Raw genomic sequence first — 25,407 nt, forward strand, 5'->3', positions numbered from 1 at the left:
CATTCGGAATGCAGGTTGATCGGATGCAACAGGAACGCCCCATGACGTCGTCACATCTCGCGACCCTAGTCTCTCTTTTCATCATCCTTGTCGGCGCGACCTACCTCGTCGCGAATCCGGATCGAGTGTTGGCCGCGGACAGAGGAAACAAACTCGTGTCCCAGGCGGTCGACCCTGCTGGGAAGCCTTTGCAAATTGTGCAGGCGGAAGGCACCCAGAAACAAACCGCCTCTCAAAAAGGAGTGGTTCGCGCCGATCATCTGGTGATCCTGTTCCACGGGATCCGAGGACGAGGGTCCGTTATGCAGGCAGTGGGAAATTCCTGGCAGGCGACGCTTCCGGACACGGCATTCGTCGCGCCTGACGCGCCGTTTCCGCATAGGTCAGGCGGTCGTCAGTGGTTCGCCGTCGATGACCAGATAATGCGTCCCGAGCGGATCGACGCAGCGCGTCGAGCGTTCGACGGCGTGGTCTCCGAGATCATCAAACGGGAAGGGTTCGAAAACGCGCTCGACCGGGTGGCCTTCGTCGGGGTCTCGCAAGGCGCCATCATGGCGCTGGATGCGGTTGCTTCGGGTCGTTGGAAGGTAGGATCTCTCGTCACCTTCGCCGGACTGTTGCCGTTGCCGCCGACTTCGTCTTCTGTCGAAACGGAAATCTTTATGATGCATGGTTCTGCTGACAGGACCATACCAGCCGCTGCGACGACGACTGCGGCGAACCAACTCAAAGCGGCGGGGTTTCCCGTGACGTCAAAAATCTATCCTGGCGTCGGTCACACGATCTCTTCGGAAGAAGCCCGAGATGCCGCGACCTTTCTTCGCGACCGTTTCAAATAGGCGCTGGCGAACCCGCAAGGCGCGGTATCTACAAGAGGTATCCTTCATCGCACCACGCTCGCCGCTTGAGCTTTCCTGATCATGTTGTAACCATGGCTTCGGCCAATTACGGCCAAGGAGGATTCGGGAATGTGGAAGTCGGTTTTGATTGTCGCCGCACTCACGTCTTTCGCCGCTGCGCCGGCGAGCGCCGAGCAGTGCCGCGATGCGAAAGGCAAGTTCGTCAAATGCGAGACGACTAAGAAGAAGGTCCAGTGCAAGGATGCCAAAGGCAAGTTCGCCAAATGCGGCACTGCCGGCGCCACGCCTGTGAACTGAGCCGAGATGGTGGATGGCGGCCTCCAGGTGGGCTGCCATCAGCCGCTAGGGATTGCCGTCAGGCTCACCTTCGTCGTTTTGATCCAAGACCGGTAGGTAGGCGTTTTGCTCCAACCATTCTCTGACGATAACCCCGCAGCAATTGTTCACGGCTGTAGCCGAGTTCTTGGGCGACGCCGCGTAAGGCTTCCTCGATGTCGTCGCCCAACGTGGGGGCGGGAGAGGGGAAAGAGATTTTCATCCTAATAGCCACGTGGACGCAGCGACGCCGCCGGACGGCCGCAAAGACTCCCATCGGCGGCTAGATCGGACGGCGAGTAGCAGTTGCCAGGATACCTTATGGGACGCTGAGTGGGGGGTGCACGCCGCCATCAGACAAGAGATCAGAATAAGCCCTACGGATCGAGAAAGAAACTTTTGCATGTTGTGCTCCCGAGAATCCTAGAAAGCACAGCATTGTTTGGGAGTCGATCATAAAAGGACGCGACCGGCATGCTGGCCAAGCCCACCGCTGGGTTGGGCCCGCTTGTTCCAGCGGGCCGTAACGACGCTACCAGCGGTACTCGCGGTAATCGTACCCGCCTCTTCGCCATTCGCGCTCACGCTCCCAGGCTCTTCGTTCGCGCCACTCGCGCCGCGCCTGACGTTCTCGCCACTCACGACGAGCTTCCCAATCTCCACGACGACCCCACTCGCGTTCGTAGCGCGGTGGACCGTTCGGCCGGCAGAAGCCGCGGGGTGATAAGTGATACCCGCGCCCGCAAGCGTAATCGATCGTTTGGATGTCTGTCGTATCCCGCGCCAAAGGTTGCGCCATGGGCATTGCGTTCGCACTTGATCCCATCAGACCACTTAACAAAAGCACCGCGCCTAGAACTAACTTGCGCATTTCCATCACTCCTCGTTTGGTGGAGTGATTTAGCTCCCGATCCCGTGAACGGCGGCTGAATGAATCTTGATCGTTTTGTGGCAGCGTCCCAAAGCTCAACGAGCAGCGGATCGAGGAACGTCCCAATACGGATAGTGCTCCGAGCACCACCACTGCGGGGCGTCGATTTTGTTGTTGGAATAGCCGAGACCACCCCACTTCTTGCAGCCTGGATGCGAGCAGTAGTGGTTGATATGGATTCCGTCTCCGGCTTTCTCGTCGCTCACAGCAGCATTCCTTGGGGCGCCGCTTCCGCAACAGGCAGCAGGATCAAGCGCTCATCGGGCAAGGGCCTTTGAAGTGTCTTTGCCTCCTCCCACGTCGCATTCATCCATACGTCCACTTCCTCTCGGGTAGTCAACACCACGGGCATCGCCTTGGGGTGGATAGGCTTGACGACGTCGTTCGGCTCGCAGGTGAGGAAGCCGAAAAGCTCATGGTTGCCGTCTCGCGGGTTCTTCATCGATCCGCGCACGCCGTGCCAGTCAGTCCAGATGCCTGCGAAGAACGCCAAGGGCTCTCTTTCGTCGATCGCGAACCATCGCTTCGTCTTTCGAGGTTTGGTGTCTTCCCACTCGCAGAACCGCGTCCATGGCACGATGCAACGGCTCTCTGGCCTCAACCATCGGCGCCAGTGAGGCGACGTTACGTTGCGAATGTTGGTGACGCCTGTATCCGGTCGATCGCCAAGAATGTTCGGCGGGGTCGGCATACCCCAGGTGAGGCCGACAAGCTCGCGCACTCCGTCACGGTTTCTGATAACCGGGGCAGGGCGGTCAGGATAGACCTCTACTTCTGGTTCAAGGTTCAGCCTCTCGCTCATCGCCCCAGCAATGTCTCGCATTGCTTCCTGATTGGTCCTGACCTGATAAAGATTGCACATTCGTCACCTCGGTAGTTTGGCTACGGACAACTCCATGTGGCCCTCGTGGTTGCACTTGCTGCATCGGAGAAGCTTCTTAAGGCCGTCAACCGCCCTACCTTGGGTCGTCCTCGACGTGATCAGGTCGGCGCCCTCGTACCTCCAGGCGAGCCCACGGTGATCAGACGCCGCAGCACCTCGAGGCCCCGGAAATACGACGGAAATCTTCGCCTTAGGCAGCGACCGCGTTGCTAGCCTTCAGCGGGAATTGCGCTCCTCGTCGGGCATCCATCCTCTCGTATATCCTGCGCTCATGGCCGCGGTTGCCAATGCAAGCTGCTCCCGCAGGTGCCGAACGTCCTCCATCAACGTCTCGATCGCAGCTCGGTGGTCCCCATCGTGCCATGCTACGAGGTGGGCAACTGGATCTGCTACAGAATCTTTCAGCGTCGGGCGCGCGTTTTCATCTCCGTTCTCGAAGTTCAATTTCCGCATGTCGTTGTCGGAAGCACGCACCCTTCGTGCTACCGATGTTCGGTTTATGTTCTAGTTTACGGAAGAGTCAACTATGATTCAAAGGAGGGGGAAGGGTCTGTCGGGATTTAACACATATCGGCGTCGACAACTTGGCATCCTGTCGTTCGCCTTTGCTTTCGTAGCGCTGAAGAGATAGTGCGCAGGACGCCGTAATCGGTAGCTCTTGAGCTATCTCTTTCACGAAGCGAACGGATTATCTCCAAACCTAAGCTCAATCTGGAATTATGACATGATCAGGACAACCTCGCTCGTATTAGCCTTGGCGTTCACTCCCTCGCTTGCTGCCCCGGCCGATATCACCGGGCGGGCATCCGTCATCGACGGCGATACGATCGAGATCAATGGAGTGCGGGTTCGCTTCGAAGGCATCGACGCACCCGAGAGCCGTCAGATTTGCGAGAACGCTTCAGGCAAGGCGTACAGGTGCGGTCAAGCAAGCGCGAAAGCTTTGGATGCCTTCCTTGCCAAATCGCGTCCGACGAAATGCACGGCGACAGGTACCAGCTACGATCGCGTCGTAGGCTATTGCGTGCGCGCCGATGGTATGGACGTCAACACGTGGATGGTGCGCAACGGGCACGCCATCGACTGGCCGAAGTACTCCGGTGGCCGGTACGCCCCCCAACAGGCGGAAGCCCAAGCGGCGCATGCCGGTATATGGGCCGGCGCATTCGACCTTCCCTGCCTCGTACGCGGCGCGCGATGCGATTGAGACACGGCGGCGGATGATGGGTAGCCCGACCGCGCCACTCTCGAGGCGGTGGTTGTTTGGGAACGTTCTGTCGTTAGTCCGGTTGGATGGTCAGCAAAAGGAGAATATCCATGAGTGACAGGAAGCCAGACCCGTCTAGCGACGCAGCCCGCACCGGTGAAGATGCGGATAAGGATCGCGAGGAACTCAAGAAGAAAGCCGAGAAAGGCATTGAAGACGCTACCGGCAAGAAGCCGAAGGGCGAGATCTAGACGAACAAATTGAGGTCGGGGAGGATTCCTGCACACCGAAATCTATGTTCTCCTCACTCTCAATTTCGCGGATCTTTCAAAGAGGTCGGACGGCTAGCCATCTGCATCCAGCGACTGGAGACATCGAAACCTCATCTCGCAAAGGTCGCCGTCGGGATGGCATAGACGGTCACAACCCATGGCCAGGCGCCGGCGGAGCTTGGAGAAGCTCACGCTGGCGCCGAACTTCGCAACAACCGCCTTTCGTTCTAAGCTATCAACGCGTTCACACCGGATGCACTCGATTTCGATGTTGGGCAGCCGGACGTCCTTCAGCGTGTAGCTGCGCTTGATGTGGGGCGTCGGCATGAATTTAGGCGTCTTGGCCACTATACCAACTCCCTTCGGTACCTCTGAGGACTTTGGATATCCACATCCCTCCATGACGACAAAAATATTCTCCACGAACGGGCCATGTAGAATCTAGTTACGGTTTTGATTCAACTTCACGAATCTGCAGTGTTGCTAATCTTGAGCGAAGATTCCTGATTTTCAGGCGTCTTGACTCCGGACAAGATACGGAACAGAAGGGGAACAATCAAGTTCTAGCGACATGATGTCGTCCCTGTTCAACTGCGATTTCGGAAGGATTCGTAACCGATGTCGGCTGCCCGCGATCAAGTGATTACTGATCTGCGAGAGCGCATCTCTTCCATTCAAGGAGAGGGCGTAAAGAAGGCGGGGTGCCTACCTTTCGGCGTCGATGAGATTGACGAAATCCTTCCGGGAGGCGGCCTGGCGTATGGCGCGCTGCATGAATTCGCGGGCGGCGGTTCTGGAACCGTTGACGGAGCGGCCGCCGCGCTGTTCGCAGCCGGCATTGCCGCACGCACGAAGGGTCCGATCGTCTGGTGCCTGACGAGGCCCGATCTTTTCTTCCCCGCTCTCGCTCAGGCGGGGCTTCATCCTCGCAGAGTAATCTTCGTCGAAAGCGACAAAGAAGAGGACGTTACCGCCAGCATGGAGGAAGCCCTTTCATTCGGAGGTCTTGGCGCAGTTGTCGGGGAAATGGTCAGACTGCCGATGGTCGTCAGCAGGCGCCTGCAACTCGTCGCAGAACGTACAGGCACCATGGCGCTTGTGGTCCGGAGGTGGCGAAGGCAGACCGAGGCAAACGACTTCGGGCAGCCGACCGCCAGCACTACACGGTGGCGTGTGAGTGTGACGCCGTCGGAAGAACTTCCGGTGCCGGGAGTCGGGAGACCTCGATGGTTTCTTGAGTTGATGAGATCGCGTGCGGGCGAATGTGCTGAGTTTTACGTCGGAGCGTGTGATGGCGAGGGTCGTATCCATATATCTACCGAATTTGCCGACGGACAGGATCAGACGAGACGATCCGGGTATTCCGGATGACCAGCCGATCGTGGTGATCGCCAGGAGCGGGTCCAAACGGTGGGTGTCGTCTGCCGACGTCGCGGCTCAGAAAATCGGTGTTCGCGTAGGGATGCCTGCCGCGAAGGCGCAGGCAATCTTCCAGGGTCTCATATTGGTTGATGCCGATCCCGCCGCGGATGCTGTCGCACTCAATCGTATCGGTTTCTGGGCGCTCGCGCGCTATTCGCCGATCGTCGCAGTCGACGGCATTGATGGTCTAGTCATGGACACCGAAGGCGCGGATCATCTTCAGGGTGGGGAGTTGCCAATGACGACCGGTATCGTGAACACCTTCCTGTCGCGAAAGCTGACGGCGAAGGTTGCCGTGGCTGATACCTGGGGAGCGGCCCACGCGTGTGTTCGAGCCATCAACCGCGACACTGTGATAGTGCCTCGCGGTGAAATAGTGCGCGCAGTCGAGAAACTTCCGATCTCTCTGTTGAGGCTCTCCGACAAGATCGTCCAGGATCTCCTTGTCCTTGGCTTCCATTCGATCGGCCAACTTGCGAACACGCCGCGTGCGCCGCTGGCGCTTCGTTTCGGACCGGAAGTCGGCAGGAGACTGGACCAAATGTTTGGTCGAGTGTCGGAGCCGATCGACCCCATAAGGACAGCGGATCTTGTCGAGGTCTCTCGTTCTTTCCAGGAGCCGATCGGAGCGGCGGAAACGATTGACAAGTATGTCGGCAGGTTGGTGGTCCAACTTGTGGCGGAACTCGAGAAGCGCGGACTTGGAGCGCGAAGAACCGACCTCATCGTCCACAAGGTAGACAACACCATTCAGGCAATACGCGCCGGAACTGCAAAGCCCGCGCGCGACGTCGGCTGGTTGACGAAACTCTTCAAGGACCGGACCGAGAAGATAGAGCCGGGGTTCGGTATCGAGAGACTTGTTCTTGTCGCCGTCGCGGCCGAACCTTTAGTGGAGGAGCAGAAGGAATCGTCGCTTGTCGAGGAGGAGCATGGGGACATCACTCCGCTGATCGACATCTTCGCGAACCGCGGACAACGGGTATATCGCTTGGCGCCCGTTGCATCCGATGTTCCTGAGAGGAGTGTCCAGCGGGTCCCGGCTATTGCGGACGCTGTGGAGACTGCATGGGTGAGCCATTGGCGCAGACCCGTGCGGTTGTTCGACAAACCGGAACAGATCCAGGCGATTGCTCTCATGCCCGACTATCCGCCCGCAAGCGTGACGTGGCGCGGGAAGCGTCACCGGGTGAAGCGAGCCGACGGTCCAGAACGCATTTTCGGCGAATGGTGGATGCGGCCCACGGAACTGGAGGCCGTGCGGGACTACTTCGTCATAGAAAATGATGACGGGGAGCGCTTCTGGATTTTTCGCTCCGGAGATGGGATCGACCCGGAAACGGGCTCGCATAAGTGGTTCATGCACGGGATTTTCGCATGAAGTACGCGGAGCTTCAGGTCACGACGCATTTCAGCTTCCTTCGTGGAGCGTCGTCGGCGCATGAATTGTTCGCGACGGCAAAGGAGCTTGGCATCGAAGCCATCGGCGTCGTCGATCGCAACAGTCTCGCCGGAATCGTGCGCGCGCTAGAGGCTTCCCGCGAAACTGGAGTGCGGCTGGTCGTCGGCTGTCGGCTCGATCTACAGGATAAGATTTCGATCCTCGTCTATCCGACGGACAAAGCGGCATATTCGCGGCTCACCCGCCTGATCACTTTGGGGAAGGGCAGAGGCGGGAAGGACAACTGCATCCTTCATCTGGATGACCTTGCCGTTTACGCAGAAGGGATGGTCGGCATCCTCGTGCCGGACCTCGCCGACGAGGTCTGTGCCGTCCAACTCAGGAAGATGAACGAGATTTTCGGCCGGCGAGCTCACGTGGCGCTCAGTCTTCGGCGACGACCCAACGACCAAATGCGGCTCCACGAGCTTTCAAATATGGCGGCAAAGTTCAGGGTGAAGACGGTCGTCACCAACGACGTTCTCTTCCATGAGGCGTCTCGCCGTCAATTGCAGGATATCGTCACGTGCATCCGCACCAACACGACTATCGACGACGTGGGTTTCGACAGGGAGCGACATGCCGATCGCTACCTCAAGCCCCCGGAGGAAATGGAGCGGTTGTTTCCGAGATACCCCGAAGCACTTGCTCGGACGATGGAGATCGTAAGCCAGTGTACCTTTAGCTTGGAGGAACTGACGTACGAGTATCCCGAGGAGGCGCTGATCGACGGCATGGATGCCGAGCAGTCGCTGGAGCATTGCGTCCGCGAGTGCATCCCCGACCGATACCCGGAGGGACTGCCACAGAGTGTCCTACGAGCGGTTAGACACGAGTTGGATCTGATCAAGGAGATGGGGTACGCGCCCTATTTCCTCACTGTTTACAGCATCGTTCGCTTTGCTCGTTCACGAGGAATCCTTTGCCAGGGGAGGGGATCCGCCGCAAACTCTGCGATCTGCTACATCCTCGGCGTCACTAGCATCGACCCCGAAACCAACGATCTGTTGTTCGAGCGGTTCGTCAGCAAGGAGCGCAACGAACCGCCAGACATCGACGTCGATTTCGAACACGAGCGTCGGGAGGAGGTTATTCAGTGGATCTACAAGACATACGGGCGCGACCGAGCGGCGCTGGTCTGTACGGTCACGCGTTATCGAGCCAAGGGTGCGATCCGCGACGTCGGCAAGGCTATGGGTTTACCGGAGGACGTGACCAAAGCCCTCTCGTCGGGGCTGTGGTCGTGGTCGGAGGAGGTGACGGAGCGCAATGTGCGCGAGCTGAATCTCAATCCCGACGACTACCGTCTTGTGATGACGCTTCGTCTTGCTCGAGATCTCATGGGTGCTCCTCGACATCTCGGCCAGCATGTAGGTGGCTTCGTGCTGACGCGTTCACGCCTAGATGATCTCGTTCCAATCGAGCCGGCGGCGATGGAAGATCGCCAGGTTATAGAGTGGGACAAGGACGACGTCGAAGCCTTGCGAATGATGAAGGTTGACGTGTGGCGCTCGGCATGCTGACGTGCATGCAGAAGGCTTTCGACTTGATCCGGGAGCACAAGCACGAAGATCTCGATCTTGCCAAGGTTCGGCAGGAGGACGGGGCGACATATGCGATGATCCGTAAGGCTGATACGCTCGGCACATTCCAAGTCGAAAGCCGAGCGCAGATGGCGATGCTGCCGAGGCTCAAGCCGAGAACGTTTTACGATCTCGTCGTCCAGGTCGCCATTGTTCGGCCAGGCCCCATACAGGGCGACATGGTCCATCCGTATCTCCGACGCAGGGAGGGAAAGGAACCTGTCGAATACCCGACACCGGAGCTCGAGGCGGTGCTTGGCAAGACCTTGGGCGTGCCCCTGTTTCAGGAGAGCGCGATGCGCGTCGCCATGGTTTGCGCAGGTTTCACCGCCGGCGAGGCTGACCAGCTCCGAAAAAGTATGGCGACTTTCAAGTTCACTGGAGGCGTATCGCGGTTTCAGACCAAGCTAATCGATGGAATGGTCAACAACGGCTACAGTCGCGAATTCGCGCAGAAGACCTTCTCACAGCTTGAAGGGTTCGGCAGCTATGGTTTTCCTGAAAGCCACGCTGCATCGTTCGCGCTCATTGCGTACGCAAGCTGCTTCATCAAGTGCCATTACCCGGACGCCTTCGCGGCAGCGCTCATCAATTCGCAGCCGATGGGCTTTTACGCCCCGGCACAGATCATCGGCGACGCGCAGAAGCATGGCGTCGAGGTTCGACCGATCTCCATCCAACATTCACGCTGGGACTGCACACTCGAGGAAATCCCCGGCAGCAACCGACACGCCATCCGGCTGGGTATGCGCCAGGTTGCTGGGCTGGCAGCTCGGGACGCCGCCAGAATTGTCGCAGCAAGGATCGAACGGCCGTTCGAGAGCGTCGACGACGTATGGCGTCGATCGGAAGTCCCATCGGAAGCGCTTGTACAGCTCGCCGAGGCCGACGCCTTCAGACCGGCATTCAACATCGAGCGGCGTGATGCACTCTGGGCGATCAAAGCATTACGAGACGAGCCGCTTCCACTGTTCGTGGCGGCGGCAGAGCGAGAGATGAAAACGGTCGCCGAGCAGCAGGAGCCGCAAGTTGAACTCAGGCAGATGACCGAGGGCCACAACGTGGTCGAGGACTATCAACACGTCGGCCTGACTCTTCGTGCGCATCCTTTGTCATTCCTGCGACAGGATCTCACCGCTCGCCGGATCGTCACATGTACAGATGCGATGAATGCCCGTGATAAGAGCTCGCTCTGCGTTGCTGGGCTAGTGCTCGTGAGGCAGAAACCCGGATCCGCGAAGGGCGTCATGTTCATCACCATCGAGGATGAGACCGGACCAGCGAACATCGTCGTGTGGCCGTCGCTTTTCGAGAAACAGCGTCGGATCGTGTTAAGCTCAAGCATGATGGTGATCCACGGGAAAATCCAGCGGGAAGGGGACGTCGTTCACTTGATCGCGCGGCAGCTTTACGACCTCTCTGCCGATCTGTCATCTCTGTCGGACCGCGACACCGAGTTTCGGAATCCGAGTGGGCGTGGCGATGAGTTCGCGCATGGCTCTCATGGCGGCGGCGATGTCCGCGATAGACCGAAGCCGAACAAGGTTCGTGACATCTATATCCCAGACCTTCACATCGACACTCTTAAGGTCAAGAGCCGAAATTTCCAGTAGGGTGATCTAGCCGTTTAATTATCAGCCTAGTGAAGATGTCCACTGGGTCGGCGGTCCGGGCGTCTTTCCGTCCGGTAGCAGTCGGTGCAGGTGATCGTGAACGACGTCTGCACTGAATGGCTTTCTCCCGAAGGTTGCATCTTCCGGGAGATATCCACCTTGGGCACGATCTGTCCCGATGCGACTACGATCTCAAATTCCGGACAGGACCCTGCACATTTTTGGGCGAGAAAAGCCGTCGAGCTTGCTCGGCGGCATCTGCGCGTCGGTAAAAGGAGTTTTACGCTGGCGCACGCTGCTCCAGGATCGATATAGCTTGATCGAGCGTAGCCGCCTCCAGCACTCGAAATCCAGCGTCTTCGAGAATATCCGAAGCGTCCGTTCTTACAAGCGCATTGTCGTGATGACCACAGGCGTTCGTGCTAACGCGTGCTGCATGTACGAGGAGACATGTTCTGCCAGCCAGACCGCTCATAGGCCCGCCGGCAGAAAAGGCGCGCATCACGCGCCTTGATTTCGAGACCCGCCCATATGTGCGCGCGGGACAAGATCATTTCCCACTGGGGCTCTACTGAAGCGGTCGCGGTTGTTATCGAGGGGCGCGCGCGGTTCAGGCAGATGCGGCAAGCTGCGAGGCAAACTCGCGATAGCTGTGCAGCGGGCGGCCCAGGATTTGCGTCAGCCGCTCGACATCGCCAGCGTTTGGAACCATGCCGTGGCTGACGTAGCGCTCAGCCATCAGGCGCATTTCATAGGCCATCCACTTAGGCATGATACTGGCGAGGTTTTGTTCGAAGCCGGATGGATCATCGCCGCCATAGACGACAGGGCGGTCCAGAACATCAGACCAGATGGCTGCGAGTTCCAAGCCAGTCAGCGTCTCCGGGCCGACCAGATTGATCGTCTCGCTCGGCAGTTTTTCCGCGGCGCGGTCGCGACGAAGGAGCTCGGACGCAGCAACTTCTGCAATATCTCTGGTGTCGACCATGGCAACACCCTTGCTCCCGATCGGCATCGGGTAGACAGCGTAATTGAAGATGACGTCTTTGATCATGACTTCGTTGTCGATGAAGTATGCCGGCCTCAGGATCGTGGCGCTAAAGCCCATCGCCTCCAGCATGCGTTCGGCGCCAAACTTGACGGCGAAGTGCGGCACATTCACTGCTCGGTCGGCATCGAACACCGAGAGGTAGACGACACGTTCGACGCCGGCTTCGCGCGCAACGTTCAAAGCGATGATGGCCTGGGTGAATTCATCGCCAGCGACCGCGTTCAGCAGGAACAGCGTGCGGACTCCATTGAAGGCGCGGCGGAGCGCGTCGATATCGAGCATGTCTCCCTGCACAACATCGACGTTCGAGGCAAAATTGGCCTTGGCGGGATCACGCACGAGGACACGGACATCCGCATTGCGTGCGATGAGCTGGTCAACGACATGGCGGCCGACACGGCCAGTGGCACCGGTTACAAGAATGGTCATTGGGGTTCTCCTTAGTTTACTGTGAACGACTTCGGTTTCGAAGACACCTCGACTATGGCTGGTTCACATTCAACCCAATAGACGCTAAAAATAGACACATCGTCTCACTGGTGGAACACTCATGGATTTGGCTGCCCTTGTTGATTTTGTCACCGTTGCCCGGCATGGCGGCTTCGGCCGCGCTGCCCGCGCTTCCGGTCGGCCGAAGGCAACGCTTTCGCGCCGGGTCGCTGAACTGGAAGCGAGCCTTGGCCTACGGCTGTTCGAACGCGGCTCACGGATGCTCAAGCTGACGGAGGAGGGGCGGGCGCTTCAAGAGCGGGCGGGTGCTCTGCTGATCGAACTGGAAGAGACTGCTGCCGCCATAGCGTCTGGCGGAGACAGGTCGCGTGGCAGGTTGCGGATCAGCGCGCCATTGCTGTTCTCCCAAACTGCCATGGGCAAGCTGGCTGCCGGCTTCTCCCTCAAGTATCCGGAGGTGCGCATGGAGGTGACGACCGAAGATCGCCCTGTCGATATGGTGGAGGAGGGATACGACCTCGTTATCAGGGTGAACCCCGATCCAGACGAGAGCCTGTTGGGCCGCGCCTTCCTGCGTGACGGGTTGGTGGTCGTGGCGGCACCACAGCTCGCATACGACAGCAGAGCCACTGTGCCAGTCGTCATACGCGGCACGCCGGGTCAAACGAGGTCATGGACAATGAACACACCGACAGGGCAGCTCAGTCTTCAAATCGATCCCGTGCTCAGCCTTTCCTCTATGACCATGGTCCGCGATGCGGTGCGCATGGGCGTCGGCGCGGCGCGCCTTCCCCTGTCTTTGGTAAGCCACGATCTCGCTGAGGGGCGGTTGGTTCGTTGGGGAGATGTCGAAGGGCCGGAAACGGTGCTGTGGGCGCTCTACCCATCACGTCGTCTCCTCAGCGCGAGAGTGTCTGCATTCCTTGACTATCTCAAGCAAGCCTTTCCTCTGGGGACGGCCGATGAGCTAGCAGCCTATGTCGAGGAATAACTTTGAAGGCGTGACGCTTCTCGCCGGGGCGACATCAAAGGATCCGAGGTCGCGCTCTGGGCGCTTTATCCGTCGCGGCTTCTCTTGAGCGCGCGGGTCTCTGCCTTGCTTGATTTCCTGATGCAGGCTTTCCCCAAGGGAACACCTGAAGAGCTGGCCGCCTATATCGGTGGGTAAGGGTCGGACGCGTTAGGCCGCAGCAGCAACTGCGCGTGAATACGCCCCAGGCGGCATTCCCACATGCCGATTGAAGGCCACGCTGAAGGCGCTTGTCGATCCATAGCCGACGCGCTGGGCGATGTCGGCGATGGCAACATCTTCGCGGAGATATTCTTTCGCGAGCGCCATACGCCATCCGGTCGCGTATTCCATAGGCGCGACGCCAACTTCCTTGCGGAAACGATCGAAGAAGGTCGAGCGAGACATGGCAGCCTCCTGGGCAAGCGTCTCCACCGTCATGCTGCGACCCGGATCTGCGTGGATTCGGCGCAAGGTCGGCGCCAGCAGTGGGTCGGCCATGCCGCGCAGGAGACCCGGCGGTGCTTTGGCGCTTGCAACTGACCGCAATGCGTCAATGAACAGAACATCCAGCAGCCGATGAAGCACCATTTCGCGCGCAGCACGGTCGGCCCTCGTCTCGTCATTGATCATGCGGACCAGGGCCATCAGTCGTTCTTCCCCATGAACATGGATGACTTCCGGCAGCAGCGATACGAGAAGAGCCTTGTCATCCGAGCCGAACGTGCAATGCCCGACCAGTGCCTTGATTTCCGCCGGCGCTTCCGGGTCGCCGAGGCGAAAAACACCGGGGCTGGTTTCCATTCGCTGGGGAAGCGCGCCGCGTGGCGGCGGTTCCGTGCTGCTCATCGTAAACGAGAAGATGTTTGGGACCAGGACGAAGTCACCCGCAGTGAGCACCATCGGCTCACGACCGGCAATCGTCATCAGGCAACGTCCTTCGACCACCGCGCAGTAGAACGGGCTTCCAAGCTCGGTGCGCTCAACAAGCCACTGACCGCCACCCGTCACAAGCTTTGAGATGGAAGGTCTTGCTTTCAGTAGGGAAACGACTTCGGCGACGGGATCGGTCATTTTTCGGATTTATGCTAAACAATATCGGACATACGCATATAGCAAGTCCGGATTATCCGGTCCATCTTCAGGTCAGTTAAATGTCAGGAGACGGAACATGCCAAAGATCCTCATCACCGGTTGCTCGTCCGGTTTCGGCCTCGCCATCGCACAGAAATTCTTGAACGCCGGGTGGGACGTCGTCGCCACTATGCGCGCGCCGCAAAACAACCTTCTTCCTTCGGACGGCAGGCTCGAAATCCTGCCGCTGGATGTTACCAGCGCAGACAGCATTGCCGAGGCGGTGGAAGCCGCAGGCATAATCGATGCTCTTGTCAATAATGCAGGCGTCGGCATGCTCAATGTGCTCGAAGGCTCGGAGATGTCTAAGGTTCGCGAACTGTTCGAGACAAACGTCTTCGGCGCAATGGCGATGACAAAAGCTGTCCTTCCGCAGATGCGGTCCCGTCGCTCAGGCATCATCGTCAACGTCAGCTCTGCCGTCACGATCAGGCCGCTGCCAGCACTTTCGGTCTACAGCGCCAGCAAGGCGGCCCTCAACGCATTTACGGAGAGCCTCGCGCTCGAAGCGGCTCTGTTCGGAATCCGCGCCAAACTTGTTTTGCCAGGCTCGGCGCCGACGACGGACTTTGGCAAGAATGCAGTCTCGCGCATGGGCATGGAAATTCCCGAGCCATATACCGCCTTCGTCGACGACTACATAACGAAGCTGCGTTCGGGCGCGCAAGTCACCACTGCGGAGGCGGTTGCAGAGGCCGTCTGGCGGTCTGTGACAGAGATCGACGCGCCGATGAAGTTCCCCGCGGGGGCCGACGCGGAAACCTCATTTCGCGAAGCCGGTCATTTGCTCGCCTGATCATCGCCAATCGAAATCTACCTTTGAAGGTCTGGACCCATGAACAATCTGATCAATCTCGCAAAGCATATTCCGACGCCTGATGCCACTCTCACCGTGGCCTACACGCCGATCCGTCTTTCGATGTCGGGCCGCCAGCCGTTGGAACTGCGTCTGACCGCGCCCGCAAGCGGCGACAAGCTGCCGATCGTGCTGCTGTCGCATGGTTACGGCCCTTCCAACTATATCCCGTCAAAGGACGGCTATGCTCCCCTTGTCCAGTTCTGGGCGGAAAGAGGGTTCGTCGTGATCCAGCCGACGCATGCGAGTTCTCGGGTCGGCGGCCTGCCGTCAGATGGACCCGGCGCGCCTTTCTTCTGGCGTGAGCGTGTCGAGGAGATGAAGGCGATCCTGGACCAACTGCCGGAGATCGAGAGACAGGCGCCGGCCGTTGCTGGGCGGATGGATCATGCACGCATCGGCGCGGTGGGTCATTCCTTTGGCGGCCACACCGTCGGGCTCCTGCTCGGCGCACAGGTGAATGGTGAGGATTTTTCCGATCCACGCATCTCGGCGGGCGTTCTCCTGACAACACCAGGACGCGGCGGCAAGGACATGACGCCTGAGAGTGCTGCCCGGTTTCCGTTCTTCGACGTCAATTTCTCGACCCTGACGACACTCAGCCTCGTCGTTTGCGGTGATATGGACAATCCGCATTTTACCACCCGCGGTCCTGAGTGGCATGCAGATGCATTCCACGATGCACCGGGCGCTGAGGCAATGCTGATGATGCACGGGGTCGGGCATGGTCTTGGCGGCATTGCAGCTCTCGACGCAAAGGAAACGGAGACTGAGGCACCAGACGTGCTGGAAGCGACACGACGTCTTACGCTCGCCTGGCTTCAGACAGCGCTTGGCGCGGACAAGGGCGCTTGGCCAAGAGCTTGCCTCGCGCTTAAGCGTGAGGCCGCAACGCTTGCGACGGTCATGGAGAAGCAGCTTTAGTCGCCGTGGCAGTTGGCTCGGTTGAAGCCGCGCCAATGATGAGAAACCGGGCGCCACGTGCTGGCGCTCGATGCACTCGACAACCCGAGCCTCCCGGTCCCGATCTACCCAACGCCGATCGAGGTTGAGGGGGAGGTAAGCCTCTCCCTCATCTCGCTCTGATCAAACCTAGACTGATCTGGAATGCCCCGCCCGCCATTGCGCGGCTCTCCAGGGGTCACTTGTTCAGTGCATCCTTGAGCGCCTTGGCAGGCGCGAAGGTCAGCTTGTTGGAAGCCGCGATCTTCATGGCTTCGCCAGTTGCAGGATTGCGCCCTTCGCGCTCAGGCGATGCCTTCACTTTGAACTTTCCGAAGCCAGGGATCGAGGTTTCCGCGCCGGAGCTTGCTGCGTCGGCAATAGCGCGAAAAACGGCTTCGACGATTGCCTTGCCCTGAACCTTTGTCAGGCCGTTGTCGGCGGCGATCTTGTCGGCAATTTCATTGGTGGTAGTCATGGAAATATCCTCGAAAGTGAAACAATACCAAATCCGTGTCAGTTTCTGGCCTGCCTGTCATCAGGGACGAGGGCGGCATCGCTTACATCAGGTGGCTGTCCACAACTCGTTCCGATTTTTATCCGCCTGCGGTGTCTGCGAAGGACATTGAGGAACAGGCATACGGTCTCGCTTTCACTGTCGAAGAGATGGACCATCTGCTGTCCACTCGTTCGATCTCTCGCTCCCCAAGGCCGCATAAGCGCGTCCTCTTCCAGACAGTGTCGGCTGGACAGTCACCGCGTAAATCCGGGCTTCTTTTGATGGGCGTTGAGCTTAACATCATGGTAACAGTGCCGTTCAAGCCTTCACTCCGGAATGGCTGATGAGCATCTTTCTTGTTCGTCGCGGCGAATCGATTGGCAACCTGGATGAACAGGCTTAAGGCCAGTTTAGCGATCATATGGCGCTCAGGCCTGTTTTTTCGCTCGTGGCGTTATTTGTCGGAGGACCGGCGCAAATCGGGCCGCGATAAGGCGGTGGGTCTCAGCGTCGGGGTGCAGTCGATCCGGCAGCGGCAGACGCTCATGGTCCAACGCTCCGTATAGCTGCAGCCCATCTAAATAGTACATATTGGCGTCATCGCGAACCCGTTGCTCGACGATGGCTTTGAGATGTTCGCGCACAATGCTCAGATTGAGCTTGCCGGCGCGCGTTTCCTCCGGCTTGCCGAGGGCGACAAACGTCGTCTCGCCCTTGGCCAGGGCGTCGAGGTCAAACGTTCCTGGCCCTGGCGTCATCTCATGAATAGGACAATAAATCGGAGACACAACCAGGAGCGGCGTTTCGGGGTGTCCGTCCCTGATGGTATCGAGAAAGCCGTGCACTGCAGGGACGAAGGCACGAACACGCATCAGGTCAGCGTTGACAAGGTTGATGCCAATCTTGAGGCTGATGATGTCCGCCGGTCGGTCTCGTATGGCTCGGGCCGTGAAGGGATCGAGAAGGGCATTGCCGCCAAACCCCATATTCATCAGATCGAAGCCTGCGGCGGACGCGGCGATCGCCGGCCATATCCCGGTGGGCGAAGCAGCGTTCGATCCATGGCTGATCGAGCTGCCGTGGTGAACCCAGACGGGCTTTTCCGGGCTTGTTGACGGGACGATAGGAGCATTTGCTCTAAGCGCCCCGAGCTCGGTGACTTCGTTATAGGGCAGCCAGATTTCGACACGCTTTTCTGTGCTTGGCAAATCGTCGAACCGTAGGGTCTGAGCACCCGCCGGTTCCCGAACCGTGGTTCCAGAAGCCATATCAAGGCGCAGGACAGCCGCGTCCCTGACGGATTGCTGGCAGTAAAGGTCACCATCAACACACAGGTCATAGATGCCCACCGGGCGAGGCGGCACGCCCACAATCTGTCGCCGCAAGGTCATGACGTCGAGCTCGATGGCGGTCGCTGCGGTGTCAAAAACCAGCCGGACGCCCGACGGCTCGGCTTCTACCATCGCCAGCGTGGAGTCTGAGCATTGCGCACGGGCCCGGGCGGGAAGCCGGTGAGGGAGCAGTCCGAACTCGGTGTGTTCAAGCTGAACGAAGCCGCGCAGAAGGGTAGGTTCTATTGGCACCGACGTGGTGAGTTCCGAGTTTGTCATCTTTCAAATGCTTTCAGCTATGTTTCTTTGGCCCGCCCAGCTTTGGAGCAGGCCATCGAGGCCTTCAACGTCGCGCTTCCATGAGAGTTCGGGCTCCGGGTCGCTGTGACTGAAGCTTCCGGCCAACTCTAGAAGGGAAAAGCCCAGGACGAACGAACCGATCAACCGGGTGGCGTGCACGCGATCCTCATCCCTCAACGAGTATCCGCGCAGCATCGCGTGATTGACCCGGGCTAGGCGCGCCCCGCCGCTGAGGGCCGCGCTTTGCGCATCGAGTGGATAGCGCGAGGCCTGGAACAGCCCTGGGTGCTGTCGCGCAAAGTCGCGATGTGTGTTGACGAGAGCAACCAGGGCATCCTTGCCCGCGCGGCCCGCTATCGCCTCTTCTGTCCTCTCGGCCAGAGAGTCGAGCGCTAAAAGGCCAACACCCTTTTTCAGCTCGTGTAGATTTGCCACATGTCCGTAGAGACTAGGTAGCCGGACGTCGAAGATTCGGGCAACGGCCGCTAGTGTGAGGCTTTCGAAGCCCTCGTCATCTGCAAGCCGACCCGCCGCGGCGATGATCTTGTCTTTGTTCAAACCGGCTCTCGCCACCATAACCTCTAAAACTAATGCTGTTTGTTTATTTCCTAATATCATTAGTTTTGGCGTTGTGAAGCATGAAGTTTGTGGATTGCCGCATAACGGCGGCGTTTTTGGCTTCAAAAGGCCGGCGGGAACGTCAAGTGAGGTCAGATACAGCCCTAGCCGCCAATCGTGTGCGATTTGGGCAACCCAGAGGGCAATTTGCCCCGGAGCGTATGACATGCTTAACGGCTTTTCTAGTAAGGCGGAGGAGCTCTCGCTGAGAAGGTCGCCGGTGTGACACTGCCGAAATAGCCGAAGGCTTTCTTGGCCGCCGACGTTCGCCGTGATTAGTCCGGAGACTTCGTCCTGATTCAAAAACTTTACGGTGACTTTAGCCACAGCGATCGATTTTGGTTTTTGGAGCTAATTCCATACCTGCTCGGCGAGAGCCCGCGACGGCGGCGCTACGCCAGGCGGTTTAAGGGTGAGTGAGTTCCCAACCGTATCCAACTCTCGAGTAGGTTGCGATATGGGCATTGTTGCGCGGAAATCGCGAAACATGACATTGGCGAGGAACTATTCCGCGCGGCGCCCATTCCGTTTTGCGAGGAGAGTGTCGCATTTCTATCCGGCCCAACTGTCGCATTACTAAATGGGCGCTACAAAGTTTGTGGCGGCAAGGTTGAAATGTCGCGGATTTCGCAAAGTTAAAATGTCGTGGGCGCATTGGTCAGCCCTTTAAAAATGCGACACTCGCGCCAACGGTCAGCCCCCGACCGGACCGGCTGGGCCGGGTTGCAAGGGTAGGGAGGGGGCGGGTGATGGAATACCCGTTCGGCTTTAGCCTCCTCAGCCGTAACGACTGCATTGCGCCAAAATCGGAAGCAGGTCACCCGACCAGTTGCACGTCGCGCTATTTAAAAAATTTTCAATGTGTAGTGTTGGTCCCGATTAGGATGTGAGAAGCTGAGCTTCATGGAAAGGTTGGACAGGATGAGCATAGTTTGGAATGTGCTTCCAAAAGAAGGCCTGGGGCCGCTCGCGTTTGGCATGACGCAAGCCGATGTCGCAAAATTCGAACACATCATGGGTCCTGTCGATGAAACGCAAGAAGAGACCTTGCCCGATGGACGCTTGGCACTAAACGAGTTTCGTCATCGCGACGCGCCGCTCTGCTCGTTTCAAGACGGAATTCTTACCTATATTTCGATCGGCCAGTCCGACATCATCGACGTCAGATTCCATGACGTGTCCGTTTTCAAGGATGATCCGAAACACGTCTACTCAACCCTGGGGCGGGCAGCTACTTCGGTTTACTGGCACCACAACAGCGTAGTTATGCCTTCCTTGGGCTTGGAACTGGCCGGTTTCGTGATCGAATACAGCCCTAAGGGCAAGCCACCGATCTTCGTGAGCAAGCAAACGGGGTTCACTTGGCCGCAATTAGTGCTGTTTCAGCCCGGTCATGAACCGTTCACCGAGAATAACCTCATTGAGATATCGAACCAAGCGATGTGAGCACCCGAAGGGACGACTTGGCGTTACTCCCCTCCCATCGTTCGCATGTCCTCTTCGGGCTAGGGGCGGACTTCATTCAGCCGCATGCCTTTGCGCCAAAGCTCGAGCACGCTTGGCAATCACATCCGGATCATTCATGAAATCCGTGCGCCGACCGGGCTTGCGGCCTCTCGGCTTGTAGCCGATCTTCTCACTGTTGGTCTTCGGGGCAGCGGCGTGGTCTCGATCTTGCTGCTCCTTTATGTAGGCCAGCACGTCGCCAAGACGCTTGTTCTCCACAACCGCAGCATGCGTCACGCTCTGGTCCTTGTCGAAGGTCCTGTAGAGTAATGAGTGACCTTTCCATCTGATATCCAGGCGACCATCGGCATAGGCATAGGTCTCGACATACCTGCCGACCAAGCCACGCGTGATGTCGTTCTCTTCAAGCATGATGCGTTTGCGTTCATAAGAGAATGTTAGCTGCGCGCCGACATATCTTTCTTCACGTTTGCAGAGAATATCTTTCAGCCTGTTTGCTGTCATGTTGACAGGTCGATGAAGGTTATCAGAACGGGCAGGGGTCACCGCAAAACGATCATTGTAGTGTGAGATGAATGTCGGCAGGAAAGCATTCCCGGCTTCCATGTCGCTGATCCTGGCCAGCCGCAATTCTTTGACGAGTCGATCTTGAAGCGTTCGGTTCATACGCTCGACGCGGCCCTTGGCCTGACTGGAATTGGCGCAGAGAATCTCGATGTGCAGCTCTGATAACGCTCGACCGAACTGCGTCATGCCTTGGCCGCCCTTGGAGTCTTTCTTTGCCACCCTGAAGACCGAATGCTTGTCGGAATAGAAGGCAATCGGTGCGCCGTGCTCTTCGAGGTAAAGCGCCAGTGCCTCGAAATAGGTGAAGGCGCTCTCCGATCTAACAAACCGGAGCTGCATCAGCTTGCCGGTGGCGTCGTCAACAAATACTAGCAGAGAGCAGGCCGGACCACGATCCTCAAACCAGCGATGCTCGGAGCCATCGATCTGCACCAGCTCGCCATAAGCCTCACGCCGCAACCGCGGCTGATGAAATGTCCGGCGCTGCTTTCTCGAAAGCCAAATTCCGGCCCCCTGCATCCATTTGCGTAGCGTCTCACGCGAGACTGTGACGCCGTGCTCCTCCTGAAGCTTCTCGGCCGCGAGCGTAGGTCCAAAGTCAAGATAGCGTTCACGCACCAGCATCAAAACATAATCGCGAACGCCGCGGGCGATCTTATTATTCGACGGGCGACCGATCGCCTTGTGTCTGATCGACGCCGCACCGGTGATCTCAATACGATCAAGCAGGCGCTGGACATGGCGCTTGCTGATCGCCAGCAAATGCGCCGCTTTGACTATAGTCATCCGGCCATCAACGACTTTGGACAGTACCTCGATCCTATGCAGGTCGCGCTCGCTCATCGTAATCAGTCCCATCTGCAGTCTCCCAGAGGTCAATCAGACCCGGGGAGTGTGACATTCTAACTTTGCACAAACAGGACATTTTAACTTTGCGGCTACAAAAGTTATATCGCATAACATTTATTATGGAACTAATTCAATGGGTTAGCCGGAATTCCGTCTCAGAGCTTTCCTGGTAGCAAGCTTCTTGCTCATCTATCGGGATCGACAGTATGGCTCGAGAGCTACCAACACGGGAGATAACCGCATCGACAACATTGTTAGAATGTTCAGCCGAAGAGGAAAAGAATAGACGTGCGTATCCCTGCGATGAGCATGGACAGTATCGCTGATTTCACCCTCATCGTGGTCTGGGTACGGTAAGTTGGATTTTCACACGACCTCAGAGTGGCTTCTCATGTACGAGAAGAAGATAAAGAGCGAAGCATTGACAACCCCGAACCTAGTTATAATGTTTTTGCAAATTCATTATAACTGGATCGATAATGAAACAGATTGACCTCGTTTACAGAACGGCATTCGCTGAACTCGCGCAGCGAACCTTCGATGCTCAGTTTAGGGCAGACTTCCCCCTTGAAGGTCGATTTGTCTCCGTTCCGGTCAAGGGCCGCAATTACTGGTATTTTGATCTTCCTACCCCTGAAGGCAAGGACAAGCGGACATATGTCGGCCCAGAGGATGATGCAGACATCACTAAACGGGTGCAAGCCCATAAGGAAGTGAAAGACGATATCCGGGAGCGGCGCAAGCTCGTCACTATGCTCCTGCGCAGCGGCGGGTTGTCAGCGCCGGATCGGTTCGCAGGTGAGGTGACCAAAGTCCTTGCCGATGCGGGGTTATTCCGTTTAAGAGCGCTCGTCGTCGGTTCCGTGGCTTTCAGTTGCTATGCCGGCCTTCTTGGTGTTCGACTCCCAAGTACCTCTATGCAAACAGGTGACGCTGACTTCGCGCAGGACTTCGCCATCTCGGCCGAAGTCAAGGACAGCCTGCCTCCGATCCTCGACCTCTTGAGATCGATAGACAGCACGTTCCGGGCAGTCCCCCACCAAGCCGACAAGGCAAAAATCGTTTCGTTTTCGAATTCGGTTAACTACCGGGTCGAGTTCCTGACGACGAACCGTGGATCGGATGACTACACGGGCAAGCCATCCCCTATGCCTGCACTTGGAGGCGCCTCTGCCGAAAACTTGCGGTTCTTGGACTTCCTGATTTACGAGCCCGTGCGGACCGTCTTGCTCCACCGGGAGGGCGTGAGCGTAAATATCCCTTCTCCCGAGCGGTATGCCGTGCACAAGTTGATCGTGGCGTCTAGGAGGCGCACAGACGTCCTTGGGCGTGCCAAGAGGGATAAGGACCTCGTACAGGCTTCCTTACTGTCTGAGGCGCTTGCCGAGACGCGGCAAAGCTATTTGCTAGCTGACGCGTACCACGAGGCGTGGGGGCGTGGAGAAGCGTGGCAGGAGGCTATCCGGTCGGGCCTTAGGTTAATGCCGGACCACGGCAAGCTGGCGTTGGCAGATGCCCTCGGAGTCACAGTAGATCAACTCGGTAACGGGTAGGTAAATCTAAGCACATGTCTGCAAACCATTGCCGCCATCACCCGGTAGCTGACGAAAGCCATGGCGTGGTTGATAGCGAAACGGAGAAGGCGACGACTTCGCCGTCAGGTACGAAATGGTGTCCGCTATACTTCCCCAAGAACGTAGGATTTTGATGGTGCTGGATCGGCGATACGATAGCGCCGTGTCCTGCCGGCGTACATACTTCCGGGGAGGTGCTGGAATTTGTAGTTTTGTTCGACCATAACGCGTCTGCCACACTTACTGCCAATCCTTCAAATCAGTTGTCGCTCTTTTGCTGCCGCTGTTGCTTGAGCGAGGGATACGGCTCCCAGTGCCTCTTTCGCGTTTTGAATGACGAACCGCACGCCTCCATAGGAAAGGCCTTCCAGATCAGCTACGACAGAAATACTCTTGCCTTCGGCGATCCAACGCAGGCACCTTGTTTCTTTTGGATTTAGGCTTGCAGTCGTTTGCGTCCGCGCGTGTTTCAGGCGGACGTGAAGTTGCGCTACCGCTGTCGCTGCTAGAACCGGATCGGTACCAGAGATGTCTGCTGGCACCTCGGATGGTGAATAAAGCGAAAAGATCGCTTGGTGACCAAAACCGGTCGCAATCGGTACGGTCACTCCACTTCGGATACCCAATTTTCTCGACACCTTTCGCATTGATTTCGTCGTCTCGGATGGATTTTTCTGTTTCTCCTGTTCCGGCCATGAATAGATCACGCGTCGCCGCCGTGCATTTATGACCTCTGGGGCTTGGAGTATTCGTCTCTCCCTCAGGAATGTCTCTTGCCACTCAAGAGGCAGATTCGTTTGGTAGTCGATGATTTCGCACTTGAGCTTAAGGTAACAAAAATATGCGAAGCCCCCTTCCTGGGTAAGTTGATCCAGCCTTTCGCATATCTGTCCTACGTCACCTGGCAGCGCAGTCAGGTCGAGAAGCTTGGTGAACCATGCATTCATGCCAAGGGTCTCCTCAGACTGTGAAGTGATGTTCTCATGACGCATGCTGAATGGCTGGAGTCAGCACTTTGCTATAGCTTCGCAGAGTCGTCGAACGTCCACTTCGTCATGGGACGCAGTAAGACACACTCGAACCCCTGCCCTCCCCTTGGCAACTGTGGGAAAGAATATCGCGGAGGTGTAAAAACCATCATCCAGCAACTGCCGCACGACGGACACCGCCCGATCTTCCGAACCCAGTTGGATCGTCCGGATGGGGAGCAATGCCCCTCTTTGCTCCGTGTGCACCAGGTCGTCGAAGATTGCGAGATTGGCTTGGAGGATAGCTTGTCGATGGGCCAACACATCCGTCTGATGAAGCAGAGCCGAAGCATTCGCCGCGCCAATCGCTGCGACATTGAGCGAGGCTGAAAAAGCATGCGCTATTGAGTATCGTCGGAACAGCTCTTCCTGCCGAGCTGTCGAGAGCATCAGAAGCCCTCCTGAAGCGCCGAAACCTTTGCCTAGAGACGCCGCTATGATTGTTCGTTCGTGCAGTTGTCCTGCCAACTGCGATCGTGCGAAACCTTCACCGCTTTTGCCCCAAATTGAAACTCCGTGGGCGTCGTCAATATAGAGGAACAGGCCGTATCGATCTTGGAGCGTTCTCAGGTCAGCAATCGGAGCGCTACCGCCCATCGAATAGACTCCGTCGCAGATATAAGCCACCGTTTCGTTTGCACGACACAAGTCTTCAAGCGCGTTCATGTCGTTGTGAGAAATGGTCTCCACTCGTGTTTCGAGCGCAACAGTTCCTTTGTGAAACGCCAGCGTTGCGTGGGCGTGACGGTCGAACACCATGAGGGGCTTTTTCCCCGATGTGAGATGTCCCGACGCGATGATCGGTAAAGCTCCCATGTTGGCTGCAAGCACGGTGGTGTAGGTGACAACGCGCGCTTGAAAAAGACTGGAAAGCCGTTCTTCCAGGTCAGCAAGAATTGCGAAATTAAGCCGGGTTCGCGCGCAAGACCAGTGAAGGGCGCCATATCTTCGCATGGCCTCGATAGCACCTTCGACAAGGGTTGGATGGTTGTCCAGGCCGAGGTACGAGCACCTTACGAAATCGGTCACCTTTCGCACGGGCTGGCCGTCGTCGATGATGTCCACCGTACGCCCTTCACCGGGGATGGCGTAGAGTGCCATCAGGCCCTGATTATGAGCTGCCGAAAAATAGCTCTGCGCGTGATCGATGAGATCTCGAGTGTTGCGCGTGGGGTGATAAGACTCCCGTCTATCAGTGGTCATTG

Annotated in this window: 23 protein-coding genes and 2 pseudogenes; 13 read left to right on the forward strand and 12 right to left on the reverse strand. The window is 57.7% G+C overall.

Annotated features, from left to right (window positions below; translation table 11 throughout):
• The first annotated feature begins 41 nt into the window (after window positions 1–41).
• Both QZ869_RS19315 and QZ869_RS19320 read left to right on the forward strand, forming a co-directional pair.
• Window positions 42–839, forward strand: a complete 798-nt coding sequence (locus QZ869_RS19315; RefSeq protein ID WP_363315126.1) for a dienelactone hydrolase family protein — start codon at window positions 42–44, stop codon at window positions 837–839.
• A gap of 129 nt (window positions 840–968) precedes the next feature.
• The gene (locus QZ869_RS19320) at window positions 969–1,157 is read left to right on the forward strand and encodes a hypothetical protein (protein ID WP_112360776.1); all 189 of its coding nucleotides are present in this window, start codon (window positions 969–971) and stop codon (window positions 1,155–1,157) included.
• A gap of 550 nt (window positions 1,158–1,707) precedes the next feature.
• On the opposite strand, the gene QZ869_RS19325 is transcribed toward QZ869_RS19320, so the two are convergent.
• From QZ869_RS19325 to QZ869_RS19335, 3 genes are all read right to left on the reverse strand, one after another.
• Complete coding sequence (locus QZ869_RS19325; protein WP_111851030.1) at window positions 1,708–2,046, reverse strand: hypothetical protein; 339 nt, start codon at window positions 2,044–2,046, stop codon at window positions 1,708–1,710.
• A 262-nt stretch (window positions 2,047–2,308) separates the two neighbouring features.
• Window positions 2,309–2,968, reverse strand: a complete 660-nt coding sequence (locus tag QZ869_RS19330; RefSeq protein WP_296021751.1) for an SOS response-associated peptidase — start codon at window positions 2,966–2,968, stop codon at window positions 2,309–2,311.
• 237 nt (window positions 2,969–3,205) lie between these two features.
• Complete coding sequence (locus QZ869_RS19335) at window positions 3,206–3,442, reverse strand: dehydrogenase (protein WP_296106690.1); 237 nt, start codon at window positions 3,440–3,442, stop codon at window positions 3,206–3,208.
• A gap of 271 nt (window positions 3,443–3,713) precedes the next feature.
• Here QZ869_RS19335 and QZ869_RS19340 point away from each other — a divergent pair, with 271 nt between their 5' ends.
• A complete protein-coding gene (locus tag QZ869_RS19340) occupies window positions 3,714–4,196 on the forward strand; it encodes a thermonuclease family protein (protein ID WP_113262250.1) in 483 nt (160 codons plus the stop codon).
• Window positions 4,197–4,306: 110 nt separating this feature from the next.
• Window positions 4,307–4,447 (forward strand): hypothetical protein, encoded by a 141-nt coding sequence (locus tag QZ869_RS19345; RefSeq protein ID WP_162741965.1) that lies wholly within the window; start codon window positions 4,307–4,309, stop codon window positions 4,445–4,447.
• Window positions 4,448–4,540: 93 nt separating this feature from the next.
• On the opposite strand, the gene QZ869_RS19350 is transcribed toward QZ869_RS19345, so the two are convergent.
• Complete coding sequence (locus tag QZ869_RS19350; RefSeq protein WP_296021762.1) at window positions 4,541–4,816, reverse strand: hypothetical protein; 276 nt, start codon at window positions 4,814–4,816, stop codon at window positions 4,541–4,543.
• Window positions 4,817–5,086: 270 nt separating this feature from the next.
• Between QZ869_RS19350 and QZ869_RS19355 the strand changes: the two genes are divergently transcribed.
• The 3 genes and pseudogenes from QZ869_RS19355 to QZ869_RS19365 all read left to right on the forward strand — a co-directional run bounded on the left by QZ869_RS19355 (window position 5,087) and on the right by QZ869_RS19365 (window position 10,527).
• On the forward strand, window positions 5,087–5,839 hold the full coding sequence (locus QZ869_RS19355; protein ID WP_296021765.1) for an ImuA family protein: 753 nt from the start codon (window positions 5,087–5,089) through the stop codon (window positions 5,837–5,839).
• Window positions 5,760–7,271, forward strand: coding sequence for a DNA polymerase Y family protein (locus QZ869_RS19360; protein ID WP_296021770.1), 1,512 nt, complete (start codon window positions 5,760–5,762; stop codon window positions 7,269–7,271). The genes QZ869_RS19355 and QZ869_RS19360 overlap by 80 nt, the downstream gene beginning before the upstream one ends.
• Window positions 7,268–10,527, forward strand: a pseudogene (locus QZ869_RS19365) (error-prone DNA polymerase). Before QZ869_RS19360 ends, QZ869_RS19365 begins: the two are co-directional and overlap by 4 nt.
• 610 nt (window positions 10,528–11,137) lie before the next feature.
• Here the strand turns inward: QZ869_RS19365 and QZ869_RS19375 are convergent.
• Window positions 11,138–12,007, reverse strand: coding sequence for an NmrA/HSCARG family protein (locus QZ869_RS19375; protein WP_113327782.1), 870 nt, complete (start codon window positions 12,005–12,007; stop codon window positions 11,138–11,140).
• Between the two features lie 121 nt (window positions 12,008–12,128).
• On the opposite strand from QZ869_RS19375, the gene QZ869_RS19380 reads away from it, so the two are divergent.
• Both QZ869_RS19380 and QZ869_RS19385 read left to right on the forward strand, forming a co-directional pair.
• Window positions 12,129–13,019, forward strand: a complete 891-nt coding sequence (locus tag QZ869_RS19380) for a LysR family transcriptional regulator (protein WP_296021779.1) — start codon at window positions 12,129–12,131, stop codon at window positions 13,017–13,019.
• Window positions 13,020–13,046: 27 nt separating this feature from the next.
• Window positions 13,047–13,196 (forward strand): annotated as a pseudogene (locus QZ869_RS19385) (LysR family transcriptional regulator); the annotation flags it as partial.
• 12 nt (window positions 13,197–13,208) lie between these two features.
• Here the strand turns inward: QZ869_RS19385 and QZ869_RS19390 are convergent.
• Window positions 13,209–14,111, reverse strand: coding sequence for an AraC family transcriptional regulator (locus QZ869_RS19390; protein WP_113180142.1), 903 nt, complete (start codon window positions 14,109–14,111; stop codon window positions 13,209–13,211).
• Window positions 14,112–14,208: 97 nt separating this feature from the next.
• Between QZ869_RS19390 and QZ869_RS19395 the strand changes: the two genes are divergently transcribed.
• Entirely contained in the window at window positions 14,209–14,967 is a 759-nt protein-coding gene (locus tag QZ869_RS19395) for an SDR family oxidoreductase (protein ID WP_296021783.1), read from the forward strand.
• Between the two features lie 39 nt (window positions 14,968–15,006).
• Window positions 15,007–15,951 carry a dienelactone hydrolase gene (locus QZ869_RS19400; protein WP_112360144.1) on the forward strand — a complete coding sequence of 315 codons (945 nt, stop codon included), beginning with the start codon at window positions 15,007–15,009 and terminating at the stop codon, window positions 15,949–15,951.
• Window positions 15,952–16,168: 217 nt separating this feature from the next.
• On the opposite strand, the gene QZ869_RS19405 is transcribed toward QZ869_RS19400, so the two are convergent.
• The 3 genes from QZ869_RS19405 to QZ869_RS19420 all read right to left on the reverse strand — a co-directional run bounded on the left by QZ869_RS19405 (window position 16,169) and on the right by QZ869_RS19420 (window position 19,044).
• A complete protein-coding gene (locus QZ869_RS19405; RefSeq protein WP_296021786.1) occupies window positions 16,169–16,447 on the reverse strand; it encodes an HU family DNA-binding protein in 279 nt (92 codons plus the stop codon).
• Window positions 16,448–16,896: 449 nt separating this feature from the next.
• Window positions 16,897–18,078 (reverse strand): SGNH/GDSL hydrolase family protein, encoded by a 1,182-nt coding sequence (locus tag QZ869_RS19415; protein WP_296021788.1) that lies wholly within the window; start codon window positions 18,076–18,078, stop codon window positions 16,897–16,899.
• A 3-nt stretch (window positions 18,079–18,081) separates the two neighbouring features.
• Window positions 18,082–19,044, reverse strand: a complete 963-nt coding sequence (locus QZ869_RS19420) for a TetR/AcrR family transcriptional regulator (RefSeq protein WP_296106693.1) — start codon at window positions 19,042–19,044, stop codon at window positions 18,082–18,084.
• Between the two features lie 594 nt (window positions 19,045–19,638).
• Between QZ869_RS19420 and QZ869_RS19425 the strand changes: the two genes are divergently transcribed.
• On the forward strand, window positions 19,639–20,163 hold the full coding sequence (locus tag QZ869_RS19425; protein WP_296106695.1) for a hypothetical protein: 525 nt from the start codon (window positions 19,639–19,641) through the stop codon (window positions 20,161–20,163).
• A 72-nt stretch (window positions 20,164–20,235) separates the two neighbouring features.
• On the opposite strand, the gene QZ869_RS19430 is transcribed toward QZ869_RS19425, so the two are convergent.
• The gene (locus QZ869_RS19430) at window positions 20,236–21,609 is read right to left on the reverse strand and encodes an ISNCY family transposase (RefSeq protein WP_296081794.1); all 1,374 of its coding nucleotides are present in this window, start codon (window positions 21,607–21,609) and stop codon (window positions 20,236–20,238) included.
• A gap of 470 nt (window positions 21,610–22,079) precedes the next feature.
• Between QZ869_RS19430 and QZ869_RS19435 the strand changes: the two genes are divergently transcribed.
• Window positions 22,080–23,153 carry a GSU2403 family nucleotidyltransferase fold protein gene (locus QZ869_RS19435; RefSeq protein ID WP_296106697.1) on the forward strand — a complete coding sequence of 358 codons (1,074 nt, stop codon included), beginning with the start codon at window positions 22,080–22,082 and terminating at the stop codon, window positions 23,151–23,153.
• A gap of 275 nt (window positions 23,154–23,428) precedes the next feature.
• Here the strand turns inward: QZ869_RS19435 and QZ869_RS19440 are convergent, their stop codons facing one another.
• Both QZ869_RS19440 and QZ869_RS19445 read right to left on the reverse strand, forming a co-directional pair.
• Window positions 23,429–24,121, reverse strand: coding sequence for an autoinducer binding domain-containing protein (locus tag QZ869_RS19440; protein ID WP_296021796.1), 693 nt, complete (start codon window positions 24,119–24,121; stop codon window positions 23,429–23,431).
• Window positions 24,122–24,181: 60 nt separating this feature from the next.
• Window positions 24,182–25,405: an aminotransferase class I/II-fold pyridoxal phosphate-dependent enzyme gene (locus QZ869_RS19445; RefSeq protein ID WP_296021800.1), complete on the reverse strand. Its 1,224-nt coding sequence runs from the start codon at window positions 25,403–25,405 to the stop codon at window positions 24,182–24,184.
• Between the last annotated feature and the right edge of the window lie 2 nt (window positions 25,406–25,407).

Origin of the sequence: uncultured Agrobacterium sp. (assembly GCF_913777885.1) — a bacterium.
Lineage (GTDB): Bacteria > Pseudomonadota > Alphaproteobacteria > Rhizobiales > Rhizobiaceae > Agrobacterium.

Coding starts and splice junctions, on each gene's coding strand:
- QZ869_RS19315 (WP_363315126.1), top strand. CDS start 42: ATGACGTCGTCACATCTCGCGACCCTAGTCTCTCTTTTCATCATCCTT.
- QZ869_RS19320 (WP_112360776.1), top strand. CDS start 969: ATGTGGAAGTCGGTTTTGATTGTCGCCGCACTCACGTCTTTCGCCGCT.
- QZ869_RS19325 (WP_111851030.1), bottom strand. CDS start 2,046: ATGCGCAAGTTAGTTCTAGGCGCGGTGCTTTTGTTAAGTGGTCTGATG.
- QZ869_RS19330 (WP_296021751.1), bottom strand. CDS start 2,968: ATGTGCAATCTTTATCAGGTCAGGACCAATCAGGAAGCAATGCGAGAC.
- QZ869_RS19335 (WP_296106690.1), bottom strand. CDS start 3,442: ATGCGGAAATTGAACTTCGAGAACGGAGATGAAAACGCGCGCCCGACG.
- QZ869_RS19340 (WP_113262250.1), top strand. CDS start 3,714: ATGATCAGGACAACCTCGCTCGTATTAGCCTTGGCGTTCACTCCCTCG.
- QZ869_RS19345 (WP_162741965.1), top strand. CDS start 4,307: ATGAGTGACAGGAAGCCAGACCCGTCTAGCGACGCAGCCCGCACCGGT.
- QZ869_RS19355 (WP_296021765.1), top strand. CDS start 5,087: ATGTCGGCTGCCCGCGATCAAGTGATTACTGATCTGCGAGAGCGCATC.
- QZ869_RS19360 (WP_296021770.1), top strand. CDS start 5,760: ATGGCGAGGGTCGTATCCATATATCTACCGAATTTGCCGACGGACAGG.
- QZ869_RS19375 (WP_113327782.1), bottom strand. CDS start 12,007: ATGACCATTCTTGTAACCGGTGCCACTGGCCGTGTCGGCCGCCATGTC.
- QZ869_RS19380 (WP_296021779.1), top strand. CDS start 12,129: ATGGATTTGGCTGCCCTTGTTGATTTTGTCACCGTTGCCCGGCATGGC.
- QZ869_RS19390 (WP_113180142.1), bottom strand. CDS start 14,111: ATGACCGATCCCGTCGCCGAAGTCGTTTCCCTACTGAAAGCAAGACCT.
- QZ869_RS19395 (WP_296021783.1), top strand. CDS start 14,209: ATGCCAAAGATCCTCATCACCGGTTGCTCGTCCGGTTTCGGCCTCGCC.
- QZ869_RS19400 (WP_112360144.1), top strand. CDS start 15,007: ATGAACAATCTGATCAATCTCGCAAAGCATATTCCGACGCCTGATGCC.
- QZ869_RS19405 (WP_296021786.1), bottom strand. CDS start 16,447: ATGACTACCACCAATGAAATTGCCGACAAGATCGCCGCCGACAACGGC.
- QZ869_RS19415 (WP_296021788.1), bottom strand. CDS start 18,078: ATGACAAACTCGGAACTCACCACGTCGGTGCCAATAGAACCTACCCTT.
- QZ869_RS19425 (WP_296106695.1), top strand. CDS start 19,639: ATGAGCATAGTTTGGAATGTGCTTCCAAAAGAAGGCCTGGGGCCGCTC.
- QZ869_RS19430 (WP_296081794.1), bottom strand. CDS start 21,609: ATGGGACTGATTACGATGAGCGAGCGCGACCTGCATAGGATCGAGGTA.
- QZ869_RS19435 (WP_296106697.1), top strand. CDS start 22,080: ATGAAACAGATTGACCTCGTTTACAGAACGGCATTCGCTGAACTCGCG.
- QZ869_RS19440 (WP_296021796.1), bottom strand. CDS start 24,121: ATGAATGCATGGTTCACCAAGCTTCTCGACCTGACTGCGCTGCCAGGT.
- QZ869_RS19445 (WP_296021800.1), bottom strand. CDS start 25,405: ATGACCACTGATAGACGGGAGTCTTATCACCCCACGCGCAACACTCGA.